The organism is Sphingobium sp. GW456-12-10-14-TSB1, assembly GCF_059424385.1.
Genome location: NZ_JBWKZI010000001.1, coordinates 1,438,875 through 1,454,945 on the forward strand (window position 1 = coordinate 1,438,875; position 16,071 = coordinate 1,454,945).

Here is a 16,071-nt window from a genome sequence, read left to right on the forward strand (position 1 = left end):
TGGGCTCCTGCCTGCGCAGGAGCAGCTTGCCCATTCTCGCTCACTTGCGTTCTCCGCTTGCCGGTATCTCGACCGGGCGCACCACGCCGCTTGACTGGCGCACGGTCGGTTCGATCATTTGCGGCGCATCCGGCTGCACCATGGCATCGCCCGGTTGCGGCGCGACTGGCGGGGTCGCGCCCATATAGTCGCGGACCAGTTCGTCGATCGTCGGCTCCATGTCGGGATTGCGCTGTAACTGCATGTTGCGGACATAGCCGTAACGCTGCTGGGTCAGCTTCTGCGCATCTTCCTTCGACCGCAGGATGGTCGGGCGGATGAACACCATCAAATTGGTCTTGGTCCGGCTGCGGCTGCGCGATTTGAACAGTTCGCCAAGGCCCGGAATGTCGCTGAGCAAGGGAATGCGCTCGATCGTCTTGCGCTCATTATCGTCCAGCAATCCGCCCAGCGCCAATATCTCGCCATCATCGACCGTGACCGTGGTTTCGATCTCGCGCTTGTTGATGATGAGGTCGCTGCTGGAGTTGCTGACCGGCCCGGCCACGCTCGATACTTCCTGCCGCAGAAACAATTTGATTGCGCCGCCGGTATTGATCTGCGGTTTCACCTCCAGCTTGATGCCGACATCCTGCCGCTGGACGGTGCGGAACTGATTGTCGAAATTCTGGCTCAGCGCTTCCCCGGTCGTCACCGGCACCTGTTGGCCGACCAGGATCGATGCCTTCTGATTGTCCAGCGTCATCACCGACGGGGTGGAGAGAAGATTGCTTTCCGTATCGGATTTGACCGCGTTGATGATCGCGCCGAAAATCCCGTTCTTGCCGATGCTGCCGCCCAGCCCGGCAATCGCGCCGGTTGCGCTGGTCAGGCTGTTGATCGCCGATTGCTGGAGCGTGCTGGCCAGATCGCCGCTATTTTGCACTTCGGTCGTGGTTTGCGTCCCATCGGGCGCCACCACCGTCGTTTTGGTCGTGCCCAGTTGCGTCGCGCCATAGGCGCCTGCCAGCGTCAGCAGATTGGGCGAGGCATTGCTGTAATTGGTCGCGGCAAAGCCGGTCGATGTGCTGCCGATCAGGAATTGCACGCCCAGCTTCTTGGCCGCTGCATCGCTGATTTCGACGATGATCGCTTCGACCAGCACCTGTTCGCGGCGCGTGTCGATCTGGCGGATGGTTTCGCCCAGCATCCGCTGCACGTCGCTATTGGCCGCCACGATGATAGCGTTCGCGCCCTCATAGCGGGTGACGATCGCCGGGCCGCGCGTGGAAATACCGCTGCCGCTGGAGGAGGAAGAGGATGCCGCAGCAACCGGCGCGGCCGCCGCGCTCGCCGGCGCAGCGCCGCCCGCCGCCGGGGTGGAGGCGGTTACCGGCTGGCTGGTCGATTGCCCGACCAGTTGCTGCAACACCGGCAGCAATTTTTCGGCATCCGCATGTTCCAGCCAATAGACCCGGATTTCGGTGCCGCTCGCGGCCTGCTGATCGAGTTGCCGGGCCATCGCGGCCAGGCGTGCTACCGTGTTGGCATCCCCGCGGATCGCGATGGCATTGCTGCTGTCGATCGGCACGACGGTCGCGGCCGAAGGGGGCGCATTTTCCCCGCCGCCGCTTTCCACCAATGCCTGGAGCGATGTCGCAATTTCCCGCGCACCGGCATTTTTGAGCATCACCATCTGCGTCGATGAAATATCGCGATCGACCCGTGCGATGACTTGCCGGATGCGGGCGATATTGTCGGCATAGTCCGCCACCACCACGCTGTTGCCAGCGCGATTGGCGGTGACCGACCCGTCCTTGCTGACCAGCGGGCGCAGCGTTTCCAGCGCGCTCGCCGCGTCGATGGAACGCAGGCGAAACACCTCCGTCACGAAACTGTTGCGATTGGCCGCACGGCCAACACCGCTGGGCTGCCCCGCCGCGCCGTCGGCGGGCTGGATGCGATATGCCCCGCCGGGGGCTGGCACCGCGACCAGACCGTTGGCGCGCAGCGTGGACAGCACGATCTCGAAATATTCGGATCGTGACAAAGGCCGGTCCGTGACGACAGACACTTTCCCCTGCACCCGATTGTCGATGATGAAGGTGCGGCCCGTCACGCGCGCAGCGTCCTGAATGAAGGCGCGAATATCGGCATCGCGGACGTTCAGCGTCTGCTGCGCCATGCCCGGTGCGGCCAGAACCAGCGCAAGCGCGGCGGAAAGGGGAAGGAAATATCTGGTCATTGGCCTTGCACTATGAGGTTCACCGAAGCGACGGTCGCACCGCGCTCCACGGTCAGGGACAGGCGCGCGCCGGGCGCGATCTGGTTCTGCACGGACTGAAGGTCACCCACCGGCTGGCCGTTGATCTGGCTGATAATGTCGCCGGGCCGGAAACCGGCGCTGGCAAAGCCCGGCCCCTTCGCGCTGACCACCAGACCCGTGACCCGGCCATTTTGCATCCGGGGCGCAAAGGCAATGTCGCGTTTCAGACTGTCGGCGGTCGGGCCAGCCGTTGCCGGGGGCGAAGATGGCGGCGGCGACGCTGGCGGCGATCCCGGTGCTTCACCCCCTTCCGGGGCGGCCGTAGGCACCGGCGCCGACTGGTCGAGAAATATCTGCTCCTCCGCCCCGCCCCGGTCGATCGTCACATGATCGAACGATACCGATTTCAGCACCACGCCCGGCAGGATTTCATCGCCAACGGCAAAACTGTTCTGCACCCCGTCAGGCGCGGCGATGATCGCCGATCCCAGGCCCGATCCTTCATTCAACCGGATGCCATAGAGTGTCAGCGCCAACGAGGTGACGACACCCTTCCCTGCCGTTTGCGGCGCGCCGCTGCGAAAGAAAGGATCGAAGCTGGCGAACAGCGCCTGTCGCGCGGCGGGAGGCAGCAGTTGCGCCTGCCGCCCTTCCCATGGGCCAAAACTGCCGACCGGCGTCACGACGACCCAGGCCAGCCGCACCAGTTGCAGCGCCAGCAGGGCGATCAGCCCCTTTTCCAGCAACGCCAGCCCGTCAATCGACCGGCCCCGCAACCTGTTGGCGATCGCCACCCGCATCTGCCCGCTTGCCCCTTTATGATGGGACCGCTGCTAGGCGCTTCGTTTTACGGATGGATGACAGTCATATGACCTATTTGTGACAGGCGAAATTCCGCTGTCATGACGCTTGCATTTCCGGTCCCGGCCAGTAGCAAAATTGCCCTCTCAGGCCATGCTTGCGAGTATTATGTCCGATCATCCCGCCGCCCCCGATGCCGATCCTGCGTGGATCGCCAGCCATGCCCGCGTCCAGCGCGTCCCCAGCCGGGATCTGACGCTGTTCATCCGGCGCGATTTTCTGTCCGCCGCCGAATGCGCGGCGCTGATCGAGCGAATCGAAGCAAATCGCCGCCCGTCCACCATCGCGGATGCCAATGGCGACGGCTATTTTCGCACCAGCGAAACCTGCGACCTGGATCATGGCGACCCGTTCGTGGCGACGATCGACGCGAAACTGGCGGCCTTTGCCGGGATCGACCCCGCCTATGGCGAACCGATCCAGGGTCAGCGCTATGATGTGGGGCAGGAGTTCAAGGCCCATACCGACTATTTCGATCCCAAGGGTGCGGACTATCCCAAATATTGTTCGGTCGCGGGTAACCGCACCTGGACCCTGATGGTCTATCTGGACGAACCCAGGGCAGGCGGCGCGACCCGCTTTCCCAAAATCGGCAAGACCATCCAGCCGGAAACCGGCAAGTTGCTTGCGTGGAACAACCGGATCGCGCCGGGCCAGCCCAATCCCGCGAGCCTCCACCATGGCATGAAGGTTCGCGTGGGCGTGAAGAATGTCATCACCAAATGGTATCGCGAAAAGCCATGGGGATAGCCTGACGCAAAAAGACCGGCCCGCCAGAAGCGGACCGGTCGTCTTGTCGGTGACGGGACCGCCTTCGCGGCCCCGTTCATGTCAGAAAGCCACCGTCATCGATGCAGCGATGGTCGTGCCGATCTTGTAGCGGTTATAAAAGACGCGGTTGCCGTCCTGTTCCTGGAACTCCTGGAACTTGCGGCCCAATATGTTGCGCGCCTCGAACTTCACTTCGCTGTTGATGCCTCCCGGCAGCTTGACCCCCTGGCGCGCCACGAAGTCGAGCTGGATCCCCGGCCGTTCCTTGATGTCGGGCTGAAGGTTGGGACCACGGCTGGTCACGCGATCGCTGGCATAGGTCAGCAGGAACGTCTGCTGGGACAGCGTATCGGTGTCCTCCAGCCCCAGTTGCAGGTTGACCAGATGGTCCGACTGGCCCGTCAGCGGCACGCCGTTCAGGAAGAAGTCGGACGCCGCCGGCGGCTCCCCGGTCGTGTAGGTATAGGGAATGGTCGTGTCCCCGGCGCCGACCTTCAGCTTCGACTGGGTGTAGGTATAGTTGCCGATCAGCGCGATGCGGCGGCTGACGAAGAAGCTGGAATCCGACAGGGTATCCAGCGGCACATATTTCTGCACTTCCACTTCCGCGCCATACAGGGTCGCTTCGGGCGCATTGGCGAAGCTGGTCGTGACATTATAGGTGTCGGTGATGGTCGTGTAGGTTTCGATCGGATTGTCGATCTTCTTGTAGAAGGCCGCCGCCGTGATCCGTTCATCCTTGCCCATATACCATTCGGCCCGGATGTCCGCATTCCACAGCTGGCTGTCCTGCAGGAACGGGTTGCCGCGGAAGAAACGGTTGGATTCGGTGTCGAGATAGGGCTGGGCGATCAGTTCGCGGAATTGCGGGCGGGCGATGGTCTTGGACCCGCTGGCGCGCAGTTGCAGACCCTTGGCCGCTTCGAACGTGAAGGTCACGGCAGGCAGCCAGTAATCCTTGCGGATTTCGTTGAACGGCGTCAGCCCGGTATTGTACACGTCAACACCCGTCACCGACATTTCGCCCTTTTCGTAGCGAACGCCTGCGTTGACCGACAGGCCGGCAAACAGGTCCGCCTGCACCTGGGCATAGCCCGCATGGGTGCGCAGCGCCGCGTCATAGACCGGATAGTTACCCGAAAATTCGAGCAGGCCGAGATCGTAGAGCTGGATCGTCGCATCCGACAGCAGATAGTCGGGGCGCAACTGCTGCACCGGCACCGGCAGGTTGACGGCATCGAAATGCAGCTCATAGCGCGACGAACGACGCTTTGTGTCGTTGAAGGCATAACCCGCCGTCAGCGAGAAGCCCGGCGCGATCTTGTAGCTCCAGTCGACGCCGGCGAACCACAGATCTTCGTTGAGGTCGCTGAAGGTGACCGACGCATCGCCGCGCTGACGATTGAGCGCATTGACGAAACGGTCGCCAACAGGATCGGTCGCCAGGTCGCGATTGCTGCGGACGTAAGTGAATTCGCGCTCATAGGGCGCTTCACGCTGCGAATTGGCGAAGCCACCGCGCATGTCGAGGCTGAGGGCATCGGAGAGTTTGAATTCACCGACCAACTGGGTGTCGATCAACTGACGCTCATACCAGCCGGTGCTTTGCGTCAAATAGTCAGCGCCCTGGATCAAACCGTCATTCTGACCGATGGTCAAAGCGCTGCGCTTCAACGTGTCGCGAATATAGAGGTTGGTCCAGCGCAGCTTCTGCTCACCCAGTTCCAGGCCCAGGCCAAGAAGCCCGTTGACCGTGATTTCATTATCGGTCGCGACCTGCTGATAGCTTTTGCCAGCCCCCTGCGACACGTCCAGCGAGGATTGCTGGAGATTGTCGCGGGTGCGCCACTTGTTGCTGTAGGATGCGGTGGCGATCACGCCCAGCCGTCCGTCGCTGCCGACATCAACCGCCGTGCCGCCATTGAGCGACGCGGAAAAGTTGAACGGCAGGCTGTTGGTCCGCTGCACGACAGACGTGTCGGCATTCAGGAACTGCATCGCAATTGCCTGCTGATCCGTCCGGCTGATGTTCGGGAACGGGGTTCCGCTGGCAAACGCCTGCTTGAGCAGCGGCGGCACATCGCGCGAACTGTCGTCAAAGCCGGTCCAGTCGGACTTGGAGCCATAATGGGTATAGCCCAATTGGCCGGACGTTTCGGTGTTGGCCGAACTGCCAAAGCCGATTTCCAGATAGCTTTCGGCTGGAATCGCCTTGGTCGTCAGATTGATGACACCGCCGCCAAATTCGCCGGGGAAATTGGCTGAATAGGTTTTCTGCACCAGCGTCGATGCGATCACGCTGGTCGGGAAGATGTCGAGTGGCACGACGCGCTTCAGCGGTTCCGGGCTTGGCAGCGGCGAACCGTTGAGCAGCGCGAGCGAATAGCGATCGCCCAGGCCGCGGACATAGACATAGCCGCCGGATACGACCGACAGGCCGGTGACGCGCTGGAGCGAACCGGCAATATCGCCTTCGCCCGTCCGCTTGATGTCGGCGGCCGACAGCACGTTGACCACCTGCGGCGCGGCCTGCGACACGTTGGTCGTGCGGCGGCCGGTGACGACAATGTCCGCGCCGGGGATCGACACGTCGACATTGCCTGCATCGGAATCGGCCTGTTCGGCGGCGGTCGGCGTGCCGGATGTAACGGCACCGCCAGCATCCGCGCCGGTCGTGCCAGCGGGGTCGGTTTGCGCCAGGGCCACAGGTGCGACCAGGGCGGATGAAATCAGGAGCAGGCGCGCCAGGCTGAGCGGCTTCGACATGCTAGGGGTCCCCCTTTGGGAATTGCAGTGCAAAAGAAGGCGGGGAAGCGCAGATGCACGCTCCCCCGCCCCTGTTGAGGTCGTGGGTCCGATCAGGTCGTCGGGATCGCCGTGCAGCTCTTGCTGGTGCTGCCGAAGCTGGCAGTTGCCGAGTTGCAGGTCCAGCCGGCATACCAGGTGTCGCTGCTGTCCTTCACCGCACCGATATAGTTGGTGGTGGTGAAGGCACTGTCGATCGTCTTGGGGTCGATCGCCACTACAGCAGTTTCCGTTGCCCCGTTGATGAACAGGCTGGTCAGCGACGGGGTGTAGGTGAAGCTGCTGTTCGCTCCGGCAGTGAAGATCGACTGGACCAGCGCTGCATCGACGCCCGTGCCAGTGCCCTTGAAGGGCGTGCCGTTGCACTGCATCACAACCGAGATGTAGCGCGGCTTGCCGGCATCCTGAAGCGCGGTGTCAGCATCACGCACAGCCGCGGCGCCGTTGATGCGCAGGCAGCTCTGGTTGGGGCTGACGATGATGCCGTTGACCAGCGCCAGATCGGCGCCGCCGCGCAGCAGCATCGAAGCGCCGTCGTCGCCGGTGTTGGAACGCTGGATATGCGTGAAGTTGGCGACCTTCAGATACTGGCGGGGCAGCACATCTTCCCCGTTGTTGGAGGCCGAGCCACCGTTCGAGTCGGTTTCGAGGAAGGTGTCGCCGATATTATTGCCTTCCCGCTGAACCGAGATGACAAACTGCGCCGTGCCGCGGAAGCCGACATCGGTATCCAGATTGTCGTCTTCGTTCCCGGTCAGCACCAGATAACGCATGTTGGCCGAGCCACCAAAGGCTTCGATGCCGTCGTCGGAGCTGTTGTGGATCTGAATATGATCAAGAACCGTGCCAGTGCCGACGCCCGAAGGCGTGAGGCCTTGCAGTTCCTTGCCGTCAGCCAGCACGAAACCCGAATAGCGGATCTGGACATAGGACATGCGACCCGAACTGTCGGCGTCATTAGCGCCGCCATAGAGCGCGTTGCTGCTGCCTTCGGTGTCGCGCTCGCACGCCGTGGTGCCTGCCGCTGCGGCCGGAGCCAGACAGTCGGTGATCTTCGCGCGGCCCAGCAGCACGATGCCACCCCACTGGCCAGACGACTGGTCAGTCGTGGTCCCCAGCACGTTTTCACGGCTGGTGAAAACGATCGGCTGCGACGCGGTGCCGACAGCGTTGATCTTGTTGCCACGATTGACCGCCAGATAGGCGTTGCCGGTGGCAGCGAATACCGTGACGCCCGGATCGATCGTCAGCGTGACGTCGGTGTTGGTGCTGGCAGCGCCCTGGTCGGTGCCGACATCGACGCGGCCGGGCAGCGAATAGATGACGCCCGGAACCTTGGCGATCGCGGTCGTGCTGGTGAAGCGGGTCGGGAAACCGCAGTTGCGCCACGTATTGCCACCATCGGAAATGGTGCCGAGGTCTGCAAGCTGCGCGGAACCGGCGATGGTCGGGCAGTTGGCAGCCGGGGTCACGCCGGTCGGCGTGGGGGTCGGCGTAGGCGTAGGCGTGGGGGCCGGGGTCGGCGCGGGGATGACAATGGTGCCCTCGCCCGGCGAAGCGATGTCGTCAGCGCCGCAGGCGCTCAGGCCTACGCAGGCGCAGCTCGCCATCAGGATCGTGTGGATACGGTTAATCTTGGCCATGTCGTCTCCGCTCCGGTAAAATACCGGGATTGTTGCTGTGCGGAGCGCAGGGGATATGATTCGGACAACGCCCCCTGTCGCCCTCCGAAGGGGCAGTTAGGGACGTCCGGTGACAGGCTTGTTCTGATTTGGTGACGAAACAGCGTCACTAAAATGACAGTTTAGTGACTTCCGTTATGCTTTCATGACAAGGGCGCGGTTAAGCCCCGCGCCCCGTGCAATTGCTTGAAACAGAAAGCTTCGATCAGCGCGACGCATAAACCGGCGTCAGGCGGCTCATCGCCCGCCGCGCTACATCGCGCGAGGATTGTTCGCTGCCGTCGGCCATCACCAGCGTCATTTCCGGGGAGAAGCGCGCGGACCTATAGGCGGAGCGGGCGTCCACCATGCGCCCCATGCCCGCATAGGCATTGCCCAGGTTGATGAGGCGCGCGGGGTCATTGGCGCTATCGGGCCACACGGCCTTCAGCCGCTTGGCCGCCTTTGCATAATCGCCAGCCGTCAGGTCGCGCGCGGCAAGGCCGCCGTCGGGAACGCCGACCACGATCACATCCTCCGGCGCACTCTGCGCCATGGCAGGCGAGACGCAAGCGAGAGCAAAACCGGCGATGAGGGCGACCTTCAGCATCATATTTTCTCCAGCAAAACCTTTTGACTATAGCGCTGATTATTTCATTATGATGACATTTGAGCAATAGCGGTTCGATGGTCGAAAAAGGATTTTCTTTTCTGTAAAAACAGACACTTATGATTTTTTCTTCATACTGTCATAAAAGTGTAATCGAACGAATGCGCAGAGTCGATAGCGATTCGCGCGGTGCTGGCCGGTTTCGCGCTGCGCGGCGACGGGCACAGGTTCAGCGTCAGGCAATCGACCAAGCGACGCCCGCCAAACGATGACAGCAAAGGGGATGAAGGTCCGGGAGGTTCTGTTGCCCGGCGCTCCCGGAGGCCGCTGAATTCCCTTCTGTTGCCCGGTGGGTTCAACCGCGCTATTTTAGAATGAAGTCAGGCCGTTAGGCCCTCATTCACGCTGCAATGGCGAGTGCTTCGTTATCGTTGGCACTTATGAGTTTTGCACAGTTTAACGGCTTACACGGGCCGGGTAAAAACATCGTCTTTGAACACACGTCGATCCTAGTTCGGCCCCGTCAGACATCCCGTTCAGCCCATGGGTCGACCGGGATATGTGGTGGAACCGCCGGGTACTGCCCCCGGGTCCGCTGCGTCTATTACACGACACAATTTATCACCATAGCCGGGCGAACCCGGCACGACCCATATGGGCGTAAAGTTGCGCCTTTTCAAGCCGCCGCATAAGGGAAGGCCGATGTGCATCGTGACAATGGCCTGGGCGGCCCATCAAGAGCAGCCGACTGCCGAGACCATGATGGCGTTCGCCTGGCCGCTTTAGCGCAGCACCGACCGAGGCTGGCGCGCGAGATGCAGCGAGGAGCGTACGACCGGCGACTCGATCAGCCTGGTTTTCATGAGGTCGCGCATCCGGTCGGCCCCATCAGGGTTCAGCATCACCACGCGGGCGCCGCCCGATGTCAGCGCTTCGATGGTGGATATAGCCAGCGCGTGCTTGGTGCAGAGCGCCTGCACATCGGCCAGCGGCGCGTCGACGTTGATCGCGCGGCTCATGCGTCGCGGCCGACGACAGGGGTGATGGAAAGACGAACATATTGGTCCAAGAGAAAGCGCCTTGCTGGCAAGCGGGAGCGCTGGTGTCTCTCGGTCACGCGAATGCTTGCGGGCAGGGTTCGCGTCGATAGGCTGGCTTTAGCAGAGGCATGTGTTCCCGTCGCGACATTTATGGCGCAGCCCGCTTCCCCTTGCGGCGCTGCCTCTCTATAGCCCTGATCCCATGATCCTCGTCATCGACAATTATGACAGCTTCACCTGGAACCTGGTCCATTATCTGATGGAACTGGGCGCGCGGGTGGAGGTCGTCCGCAACGACGCCATTTCGGCGGGCCAGGCGCTTTCCAGCGGGGCAAAGGCCTTTTTGCTCTCGCCCGGTCCCTGCACCCCCAATGAAGCGGGCGTCAGCCTTGATCTGGTCGCGGCCTGCGCCGACGCGGGCGCGCCGCTGCTGGGCGTGTGCCTGGGTCATCAGGCGATCGGCCAGCATTTCGGTGGCAAGGTGGTGCGCGGCGGCCTGATGCATGGCAAGACATCGCCCGTCACCCATGACGGCACCGGCCTGTTCGCCGGCATCCCCTCCCCCTTCACCGCGACCCGCTACCACTCGCTGATCGTCGATGATATTCCGGGCAGCCTGGTCGTCAACGCAACCAGCCAGGACGGTTCGGTCATGGGCTTTCGCCACGCGACGCTGCCGATCCATTCGGTCCAGTTCCATCCCGAAAGCATCGCCACGGAATATGGCCATGACATGCTGGCCAATTTCATGAAGATAGCGGGCATGAAGGTGAAGGCGCGCGAAGCGGCCTGAACGGGACCGCCTCCCACCCCATCTTCAATGCGGGGCTAGGCCGCTTTCCACGCCGGTCTTGTCATGCAGCGCGAAGCGATCGACAATGTCCGCGCTGGCGCGATTATAGCCGATCACATCGACCGTGCAGCCGTCGCGGCGCAGACGCGCGATGATCTTGTCGAGCGCGCCAACCCCCGAAATATCCCAGAAATGCGCGCCTGATACGTCGATCAATACGGGCGTCAATCCGTCTTCGGCCTGGAAGGCGCTGGTAAAGCGATCGACCGACGCGAAGAATATCTGGCCGACGACATTATAGGTCACATGGTCCGTCGACACTGTGCGTTCCACCGCGAACATCCGCCGAACCTTGCCTGCAAAGAAAATGCCCGACAGCAGGACGCCCGCCAGTACGCCCAGCGACAGGTCGCGTGTCGCGACCACGACAACCACCGTCGTCACCATCACCACGGACGATGTGGGCGGATGGCGGCGCAAATTGGCGACGGAATTCCAGCTGAACGTGCCGATCGACACCATGATCATGACCGCCACCAGCGCGGGCATGGGGATCTGCCCGACAAATGGCCCCAGCACCGCTAGCAAAAAGAGAAGGAATGCGCCCGATACAAAGGTGGAAAGACGACCGCGTCCGCCCGATGTCACATTGATCACCGACTGGCCAATCATCGCGCAGCCGCCCATGCCGCCGAACAGCGCCGCGACGATGTTGGCGCTCCCCTGCCCTGCACATTCGCGCCGCTTGTCACTGTCGGTATCGGTCATGTCATCGACGATCTGCGCCGTCAGCAACGATTCGAGCAGGCCGACAGCCGCCATCGTCAGCCCATATGGCAAGATGATCTGCAAGGTTTCGAGCGTGAATGGCACCATGGGAAAGGCAAAGCTGGGCAACCCCTCCGGCAACTTGCCCATGTCGCCGACGGTGTTGACGGACAAGCCCATGCCGATGCTGATTGCGCTCAACGCCAATATGGCGACCAGCGGCGACGGCACAGCCTTGGTCAGGCGTGGCAAAAGATAGATGATCGCAAGGCCGCCCGCGATCATGACGTAGGTTTCCCAGCCGACATTGGTCAATTGCGGCAATTGCGCCAGGAAGATCAGGATCGCCAGCGCATTGACGAACCCGGTAATCACCGACCGGGATACGAACTGCATGAGCAGGTCCAGCCGCAACAGCCCCGCAATGATCTGGACAATGCCCATCACGATGGTCGCGGCGAACAGATATTCGACCCCATGGTCGCGAACCAGCGGCATCACCAGCACGGCGACCGCAGCCGTGGCGGCTGAGATCATGCCTGGCCGACCGCCGGTAAAGGCCACGACCATCGCAATGACGACCGAGGCATAGAGGCCGACGCGCGGATCGACGCCAGCGATGATCGAAAATCCGATCGCTTCGGGAATGAGGGCGAGCGCAACGACGATACCCGCCATGACGTCCCGACGCGCAGCCTGTCCGTCACTGAACCATTGCTGGCGATAGCGTGTCAAAAAATCTGTCATCTGAAAATTCCACATCAGGGCATATCGCGCCGGACTACTGGCGCTGGCGTATGAACATGCGTGATGTTGTCCGGCGGATCGGCGGCCGGAATAGCCACCCGGAATTTCACCGGGTCCTTGCGAATGTCGCGGTTCATAGCGGGGCGACGACTGATTGCAAGGTCGGGCTTTGGCCGAGCAACTGGCCCCCACACGCAAAATTGCCGTCGCTCCCCCCTCGACTCACTACCCCGCTGATGATTAAGGCAAGCGCGATGACCAGCCTGCCCGATCCTTCCAGTCCGCTTGATGCGCAGGCCGCCGCCCGCGCCTTCGACCAGCTGTTCGACGCCGACCTTCCCGAAGCGGACATCGCCGCCTTTCTCGTCACCATGGCCCGGCGCGGCGAAACTGCGATCGAAATCGCGGCTGCCGCGCGGGCCATGCGCGCCCGGATGATCCCGGTCACCGCCCCGGCAGGCGCGATCGACGTGTGCGGCACCGGGGGCGATGGCCATCATACCCTTAATGTCTCGACCGCCGTGTCGCTGGTCGTCGCGGCCGCTGGCGTCCCCGTCGCCAAGCATGGCAACCGCGCGGCATCTTCCAAGGCGGGTGCAGCCGACACGCTCGAAGCGCTTGGGCTCGACCTGGACCGGGCGGCGGCCAGCGCCGAAAAGACACTGGCGGAGATCGGCATCTGCTTCCTCTTCGCACAAAATTACCATCCCGCGCTCAAGCGGCTCGGCCCGATCCGCAAGGCGATCGGCGAACGGACCATCTTCAACCTGATGGGACCGCTCGCCAACCCGGCCGGGGTACGCCGCCAACTGGTCGGCATCGCCCGCCCCGCCTATGTTCCCATCTATGCGCAGGCGCTTGCCGAACTGGGCGTCGACCGGGCCATGATCGTGTCGGGCGATGAAGGGCTGGACGAACTGTCGCTGGCAGGCGGCAACGACATTGCCGAAGTCGCGGGCCATGGCGTGGTTGCCATGCATCGCCTGTCCGCTGCCGATCTGGGCCTCTCCACTGCCCCGGTCGATGCGATCCGGGGCGGCGACGCAGCGCATAACGCCGCCGCCCTGCGCGCGCTGCTGCTGGGCGAACCGGGCGCCTATCGTGACGCCGTGCTGCTCAACGCCGCAGCCGCCCTTGTCGTGGCCGACGCGGTAGCGGACCTTAAGGAGGGCGTGGAGGAAGCGGCCGAGACGATCGACCGTGGCCTTGCCAATGCCCTGCTCAATTGCTGGATAGCCTATCAATGACCAACAAGCTGATCGAGATTTGCGATTTCAAGCGCAAGGATGTCGCCCGGCGCAAGGCCGCGACATCGCTGTCGTCGCTCCACGCCCGCGCCAGCGAACAGACGCCCCCACGCGGCTTTCGCAAGGCGCTGGACGACGCAGCCCGTTCCGGCTTCGGCTTGATCGCGGAGATCAAGAAAGCCAGCCCGTCCAAGGGGCTGATCCGCGAAGATTTCGATCCCCCCGCCCATGCGCAGGCCTATGCCGCTGGCGGCGCGGCCTGCCTGTCGGTGCTGACGGACGAACCCTATTTTCAGGGCCATGACGATTATCTGATGGCGGCCCGCTCCGCCTGCGCGCTTCCCGTACTGCGCAAGGATTTCATCGTCGATCCCTGGCAGATTTTGGAAAGCCGGTCGCTGGGGGCCGACGCGATCCTGATCATCGTCGCCGCCCTTGATGACGGGCAGATGGCGGAGATTGAGGATGCAGCGCTTGGGCTTGGCATGGACGCGCTGATCGAAGTGCATGACGAGGCGGAAATGGAGCGCGCGCTCAAGCTGCGATCCCGCCTGATCGGCGTCAACAATCGCGACCTTCGCGATTTCAGCGTCGATTTCGCCCGCACCTATGAACTGGTGGGCAAGGCGCCTGCCGGTTACACCTTCGTCGCCGAAAGCGGCCTTGGCAGCCATGCCGACCTGACCGCCATGGCCGATCATGGCGTGCGCTGCTTCCTGGTGGGCGAAACGCTGATGCGGCAGGCCGATGTCGAGGCGGCGACGCGCAGCCTGCTGACCGGCGCGTGACGGGCCTTACCCATCTCGACGCGGACGGCGCGGCGCGCATGGTCGATGTGTCGGCCAAGGCGGTGACCGCGCGGGAAGCGGTCGCCAGCGGCCGGATCGACATGATCGCCGATGCCGCTGCCGCGATTGCGCAGGGACTGGTCAAGAAGGGCGACGTGCTGGCGGTCGCGCGGGTCGCAGGGATCATGGCGGCCAAGCGCACGGCCGACCTCATCCCGCTTTGTCACCCGATCGCGCTGAGCAGCGTGAATATCGACTTCGATCTGGACGAAAGCGGCGTGACCGTCACCGCCACCGCGCGCACCGCTGGCCAGACGGGCGTGGAAATGGAGGCGCTGACCGCTGCCTCTGTCGCGCTGCTCACCATCTATGACATGGCCAAGGCGCTCGACAAGGGCATGGTCATTGGCCAGGTCCGCCTGATCGCCAAGAGCGGTGGCAAGTCGGGCGACTGGCGCGCGGCATGAGCCTGCTGCCCGTCGCCGAGGCGCAGGTTCGCCTGTTCGCCCTTGCGAGCCCGCTGCCAGCGGAAACAGCGCCGGTCGCCGCCTGCACCGGACGCTGGCTGGCCAGCGACCTACTGGCGCTTCGCGACCAGCCCTGGGCCGATCTGTCCGCGATGGACGGCTATGCCGTGCGTGCCGCTGAATGGCCGGGGCCGTGGCAAGTCACTGGCGAAAGCGCGGCTGGCGGCGCTGTGCCTGCGCCGCTGGCGCCCGGACAGGCCTGCCGCATCTTCACCGGCGCGCCCCTGCCCGCTGGCGCAGACACGATCCTGATCCAGGAAAATGCCATCCGCGAGCGCGACCGACTGACCGCCAGCGACGATCCCCTGCCTGTCGGGCGCAACATACGCCCGGCCGCGTCGGACTTTGCCACGAACGCCCTGTTGCTCGCCACCGGGACTACCCTTACACCCGCGCGCATCGCGCTCGCCGTGCTGGGCGGCCATGGGAGGCTGCCCGTCGGCCGCCGCCCCACGGTCGCGCTGATCTCGACCGGCAACGAACTCGTGCCCCCCGGCGCGCCGACCCCGGCGGGCAGTCTGCCCTCTTCCAATGCGGCCATGCTGGCGGCGATGCTGGCAACCCTGCCGTGCGACGTCGTTGATCTGGGCATCGTTCCCGATGATCTTGATGCCATGACGGCTGCGCTGAAACGCGCGGCGTCGGCGGACATCATCGTCTCTACCGGCGGTGCATCCGTCGGCGATCATGACATGGTCCGGCCTGCCTTTGTGCAGGCGGGGGGTACGCTCGATTTCTGGAAGATCAGGATGCGGCCGGGCAAGCCGCTAATGGCCGGTACCATTGCCGATGCCGTATTTTTGGGCCTGCCGGGCAATCCGGTCTCGGCCTTTGTCACCGCGACGCTGTTCCTGTTGCCGCTGGTGCGCCATCGCGCCGGATCGACCGCGCCGCTCCCGCGCCTGAGCGAGGCGCGCCTTGCCGCGCCGCTACCCGCGACCGGCGATCGCGACGATTATCTGCGCGCCTATCGGGGGGAGGCCGGGATCGTCTCCGTCACGTCGCAGGACAGCGCCGCCACGGCCGCCATGGCTATGGCCGACTGCCTGATTGTTCGCCCTGCCGGTTCATCGATCGCAGCCGCAGGCGACATCGTCACCATCCTGCCCCTGACGGACTGATCGACCGTTCGATTGGACCCGGTCCCCATGGCCGGATGCGCCGCTTCCGGTCCGTTGTTGCTCGCTTGACTCGCCTCCTTCCGTTTC

General features: G+C 63.5%; 13 protein-coding genes, 1 other RNA gene and 1 other annotated feature. Of the genes, 6 read left to right on the forward strand and 8 right to left on the reverse strand.

All coding sequences use genetic code 11. The annotated features are described in order from the left end of the window. Nucleotides 1-40 precede the first annotated feature (40 nt). Entirely contained in the window at nt 41-2,224 is a 2,184-nt protein-coding gene (gene gspD, locus AC07X9_RS07005; RefSeq protein WP_017184565.1) for a type II secretion system secretin GspD, read from the reverse strand. Continuing rightward, entirely contained in the window at nt 2,221-3,045 is an 825-nt protein-coding gene (locus tag AC07X9_RS07010) for a type II secretion system protein N (RefSeq protein ID WP_017184566.1), read from the reverse strand. Before AC07X9_RS07010 ends, gspD begins: the two co-directional genes overlap by 4 nt. Nucleotides 3,046-3,214: 169 nt before the next feature. On the opposite strand from AC07X9_RS07010, the gene AC07X9_RS07015 reads away from it, so the two are divergent. Then, nucleotides 3,215-3,856, forward strand: coding sequence for a prolyl hydroxylase family protein (locus tag AC07X9_RS07015; protein ID WP_017184567.1), 642 nt, complete (start codon nt 3,215-3,217; stop codon nt 3,854-3,856). 81 nt (nt 3,857-3,937) lie between these two features. Here the strand turns inward: AC07X9_RS07015 and AC07X9_RS07020 are convergent, their stop codons facing one another. The 5 genes from AC07X9_RS07020 to AC07X9_RS07040 all read right to left on the reverse strand — a co-directional run bounded on the left by AC07X9_RS07020 (nt 3,938) and on the right by AC07X9_RS07040 (nt 9,972). Then, nucleotides 3,938-6,643, reverse strand: a complete 2,706-nt coding sequence (locus tag AC07X9_RS07020; protein WP_017184568.1) for a TonB-dependent receptor domain-containing protein — start codon at nt 6,641-6,643, stop codon at nt 3,938-3,940. A 92-nt stretch (nt 6,644-6,735) separates the two neighbouring features. After that, the gene (locus AC07X9_RS07025; RefSeq protein WP_086485712.1) at nt 6,736-8,325 is read right to left on the reverse strand and encodes a beta-helix domain-containing protein; all 1,590 of its coding nucleotides are present in this window, start codon (nt 8,323-8,325) and stop codon (nt 6,736-6,738) included. A gap of 244 nt (nt 8,326-8,569) precedes the next feature. Continuing rightward, nucleotides 8,570-8,953 carry a tetratricopeptide repeat protein gene (locus tag AC07X9_RS07030; protein WP_380789171.1) on the reverse strand — a complete coding sequence of 128 codons (384 nt, stop codon included), beginning with the start codon at nt 8,951-8,953 and terminating at the stop codon, nt 8,570-8,572. A gap of 328 nt (nt 8,954-9,281) precedes the next feature. Then, nucleotides 9,282-9,637: a transfer-messenger RNA gene (gene ssrA, locus AC07X9_RS07035) on the reverse strand. Nucleotides 9,638-9,735: 98 nt separating this feature from the next. Then, nucleotides 9,736-9,972, reverse strand: a complete 237-nt coding sequence (locus AC07X9_RS07040; protein ID WP_017184572.1) for a hypothetical protein — start codon at nt 9,970-9,972, stop codon at nt 9,736-9,738. A 223-nt stretch (nt 9,973-10,195) separates the two neighbouring features. Between AC07X9_RS07040 and AC07X9_RS07045 the strand changes: the two genes are divergently transcribed. Continuing rightward, nucleotides 10,196-10,786: an anthranilate synthase component II gene (locus AC07X9_RS07045; protein ID WP_017184573.1), complete on the forward strand. Its 591-nt coding sequence runs from the start codon at nt 10,196-10,198 to the stop codon at nt 10,784-10,786. Between the two features lie 24 nt (nt 10,787-10,810). Here the strand turns inward: AC07X9_RS07045 and AC07X9_RS07050 are convergent, their stop codons facing one another. Continuing rightward, complete coding sequence (locus tag AC07X9_RS07050) at nt 10,811-12,301, reverse strand: SulP family inorganic anion transporter (RefSeq protein ID WP_026002665.1); 1,491 nt, start codon at nt 12,299-12,301, stop codon at nt 10,811-10,813. Between the two features lie 64 nt (nt 12,302-12,365). Next, nucleotides 12,366-12,421 (reverse strand) — a sequence feature (sul1 is cis-regulatory element that is thought to sense ions involved in sulfur or methionine metabolism; They are found in Alphaproteobacteria). Nucleotides 12,422-12,555: 134 nt separating this feature from the next. On the opposite strand from AC07X9_RS07050, the gene trpD reads away from it, so the two are divergent. From trpD to AC07X9_RS07070, 4 genes are read left to right on the forward strand one after another with little or no spacing between them, the layout of a single operon-like run. Next, nucleotides 12,556-13,548 (forward strand): anthranilate phosphoribosyltransferase, encoded by a 993-nt coding sequence (gene trpD, locus AC07X9_RS07055; protein ID WP_017184576.1) that lies wholly within the window; start codon nt 12,556-12,558, stop codon nt 13,546-13,548. Beyond that, complete coding sequence (gene trpC, locus AC07X9_RS07060; protein WP_017184577.1) at nt 13,545-14,336, forward strand: indole-3-glycerol phosphate synthase TrpC; 792 nt, start codon at nt 13,545-13,547, stop codon at nt 14,334-14,336. The genes trpD and trpC overlap by 4 nt, the downstream gene beginning before the upstream one ends. Beyond that, on the forward strand, nt 14,333-14,803 hold the full coding sequence (gene moaC, locus AC07X9_RS07065; protein WP_017184578.1) for a cyclic pyranopterin monophosphate synthase MoaC: 471 nt from the start codon (nt 14,333-14,335) through the stop codon (nt 14,801-14,803). Before trpC ends, moaC begins: the two co-directional genes overlap by 4 nt. Then, nucleotides 14,800-15,984 (forward strand): molybdopterin molybdotransferase MoeA, encoded by a 1,185-nt coding sequence (locus AC07X9_RS07070; RefSeq protein WP_086485714.1) that lies wholly within the window; start codon nt 14,800-14,802, stop codon nt 15,982-15,984. Before moaC ends, AC07X9_RS07070 begins: the two co-directional genes overlap by 4 nt. The last annotated feature ends 87 nt before the right edge of the window (nt 15,985-16,071 follow it).

Coding starts and splice junctions, on each gene's coding strand:
- AC07X9_RS07045 (WP_017184573.1), top strand. CDS start 10,196: ATGATCCTCGTCATCGACAATTATGACAGCTTCACCTGGAACCTGGTC.
- AC07X9_RS07025 (WP_086485712.1), bottom strand. CDS start 8,325: ATGGCCAAGATTAACCGTATCCACACGATCCTGATGGCGAGCTGCGCC.
- gspD (WP_017184565.1), bottom strand. CDS start 2,224: ATGACCAGATATTTCCTTCCCCTTTCCGCCGCGCTTGCGCTGGTTCTG.
- AC07X9_RS07015 (WP_017184567.1), top strand. CDS start 3,215: ATGTCCGATCATCCCGCCGCCCCCGATGCCGATCCTGCGTGGATCGCC.
- AC07X9_RS07070 (WP_086485714.1), top strand. CDS start 14,800: ATGAGCCTGCTGCCCGTCGCCGAGGCGCAGGTTCGCCTGTTCGCCCTT.
- AC07X9_RS07040 (WP_017184572.1), bottom strand. CDS start 9,972: ATGAGCCGCGCGATCAACGTCGACGCGCCGCTGGCCGATGTGCAGGCG.
- trpC (WP_017184577.1), top strand. CDS start 13,545: ATGACCAACAAGCTGATCGAGATTTGCGATTTCAAGCGCAAGGATGTC.
- AC07X9_RS07010 (WP_017184566.1), bottom strand. CDS start 3,045: ATGCGGGTGGCGATCGCCAACAGGTTGCGGGGCCGGTCGATTGACGGG.
- AC07X9_RS07020 (WP_017184568.1), bottom strand. CDS start 6,643: ATGTCGAAGCCGCTCAGCCTGGCGCGCCTGCTCCTGATTTCATCCGCC.
- AC07X9_RS07030 (WP_380789171.1), bottom strand. CDS start 8,953: ATGCTGAAGGTCGCCCTCATCGCCGGTTTTGCTCTCGCTTGCGTCTCG.
- AC07X9_RS07050 (WP_026002665.1), bottom strand. CDS start 12,301: ATGACAGATTTTTTGACACGCTATCGCCAGCAATGGTTCAGTGACGGA.
- trpD (WP_017184576.1), top strand. CDS start 12,556: ATGACCAGCCTGCCCGATCCTTCCAGTCCGCTTGATGCGCAGGCCGCC.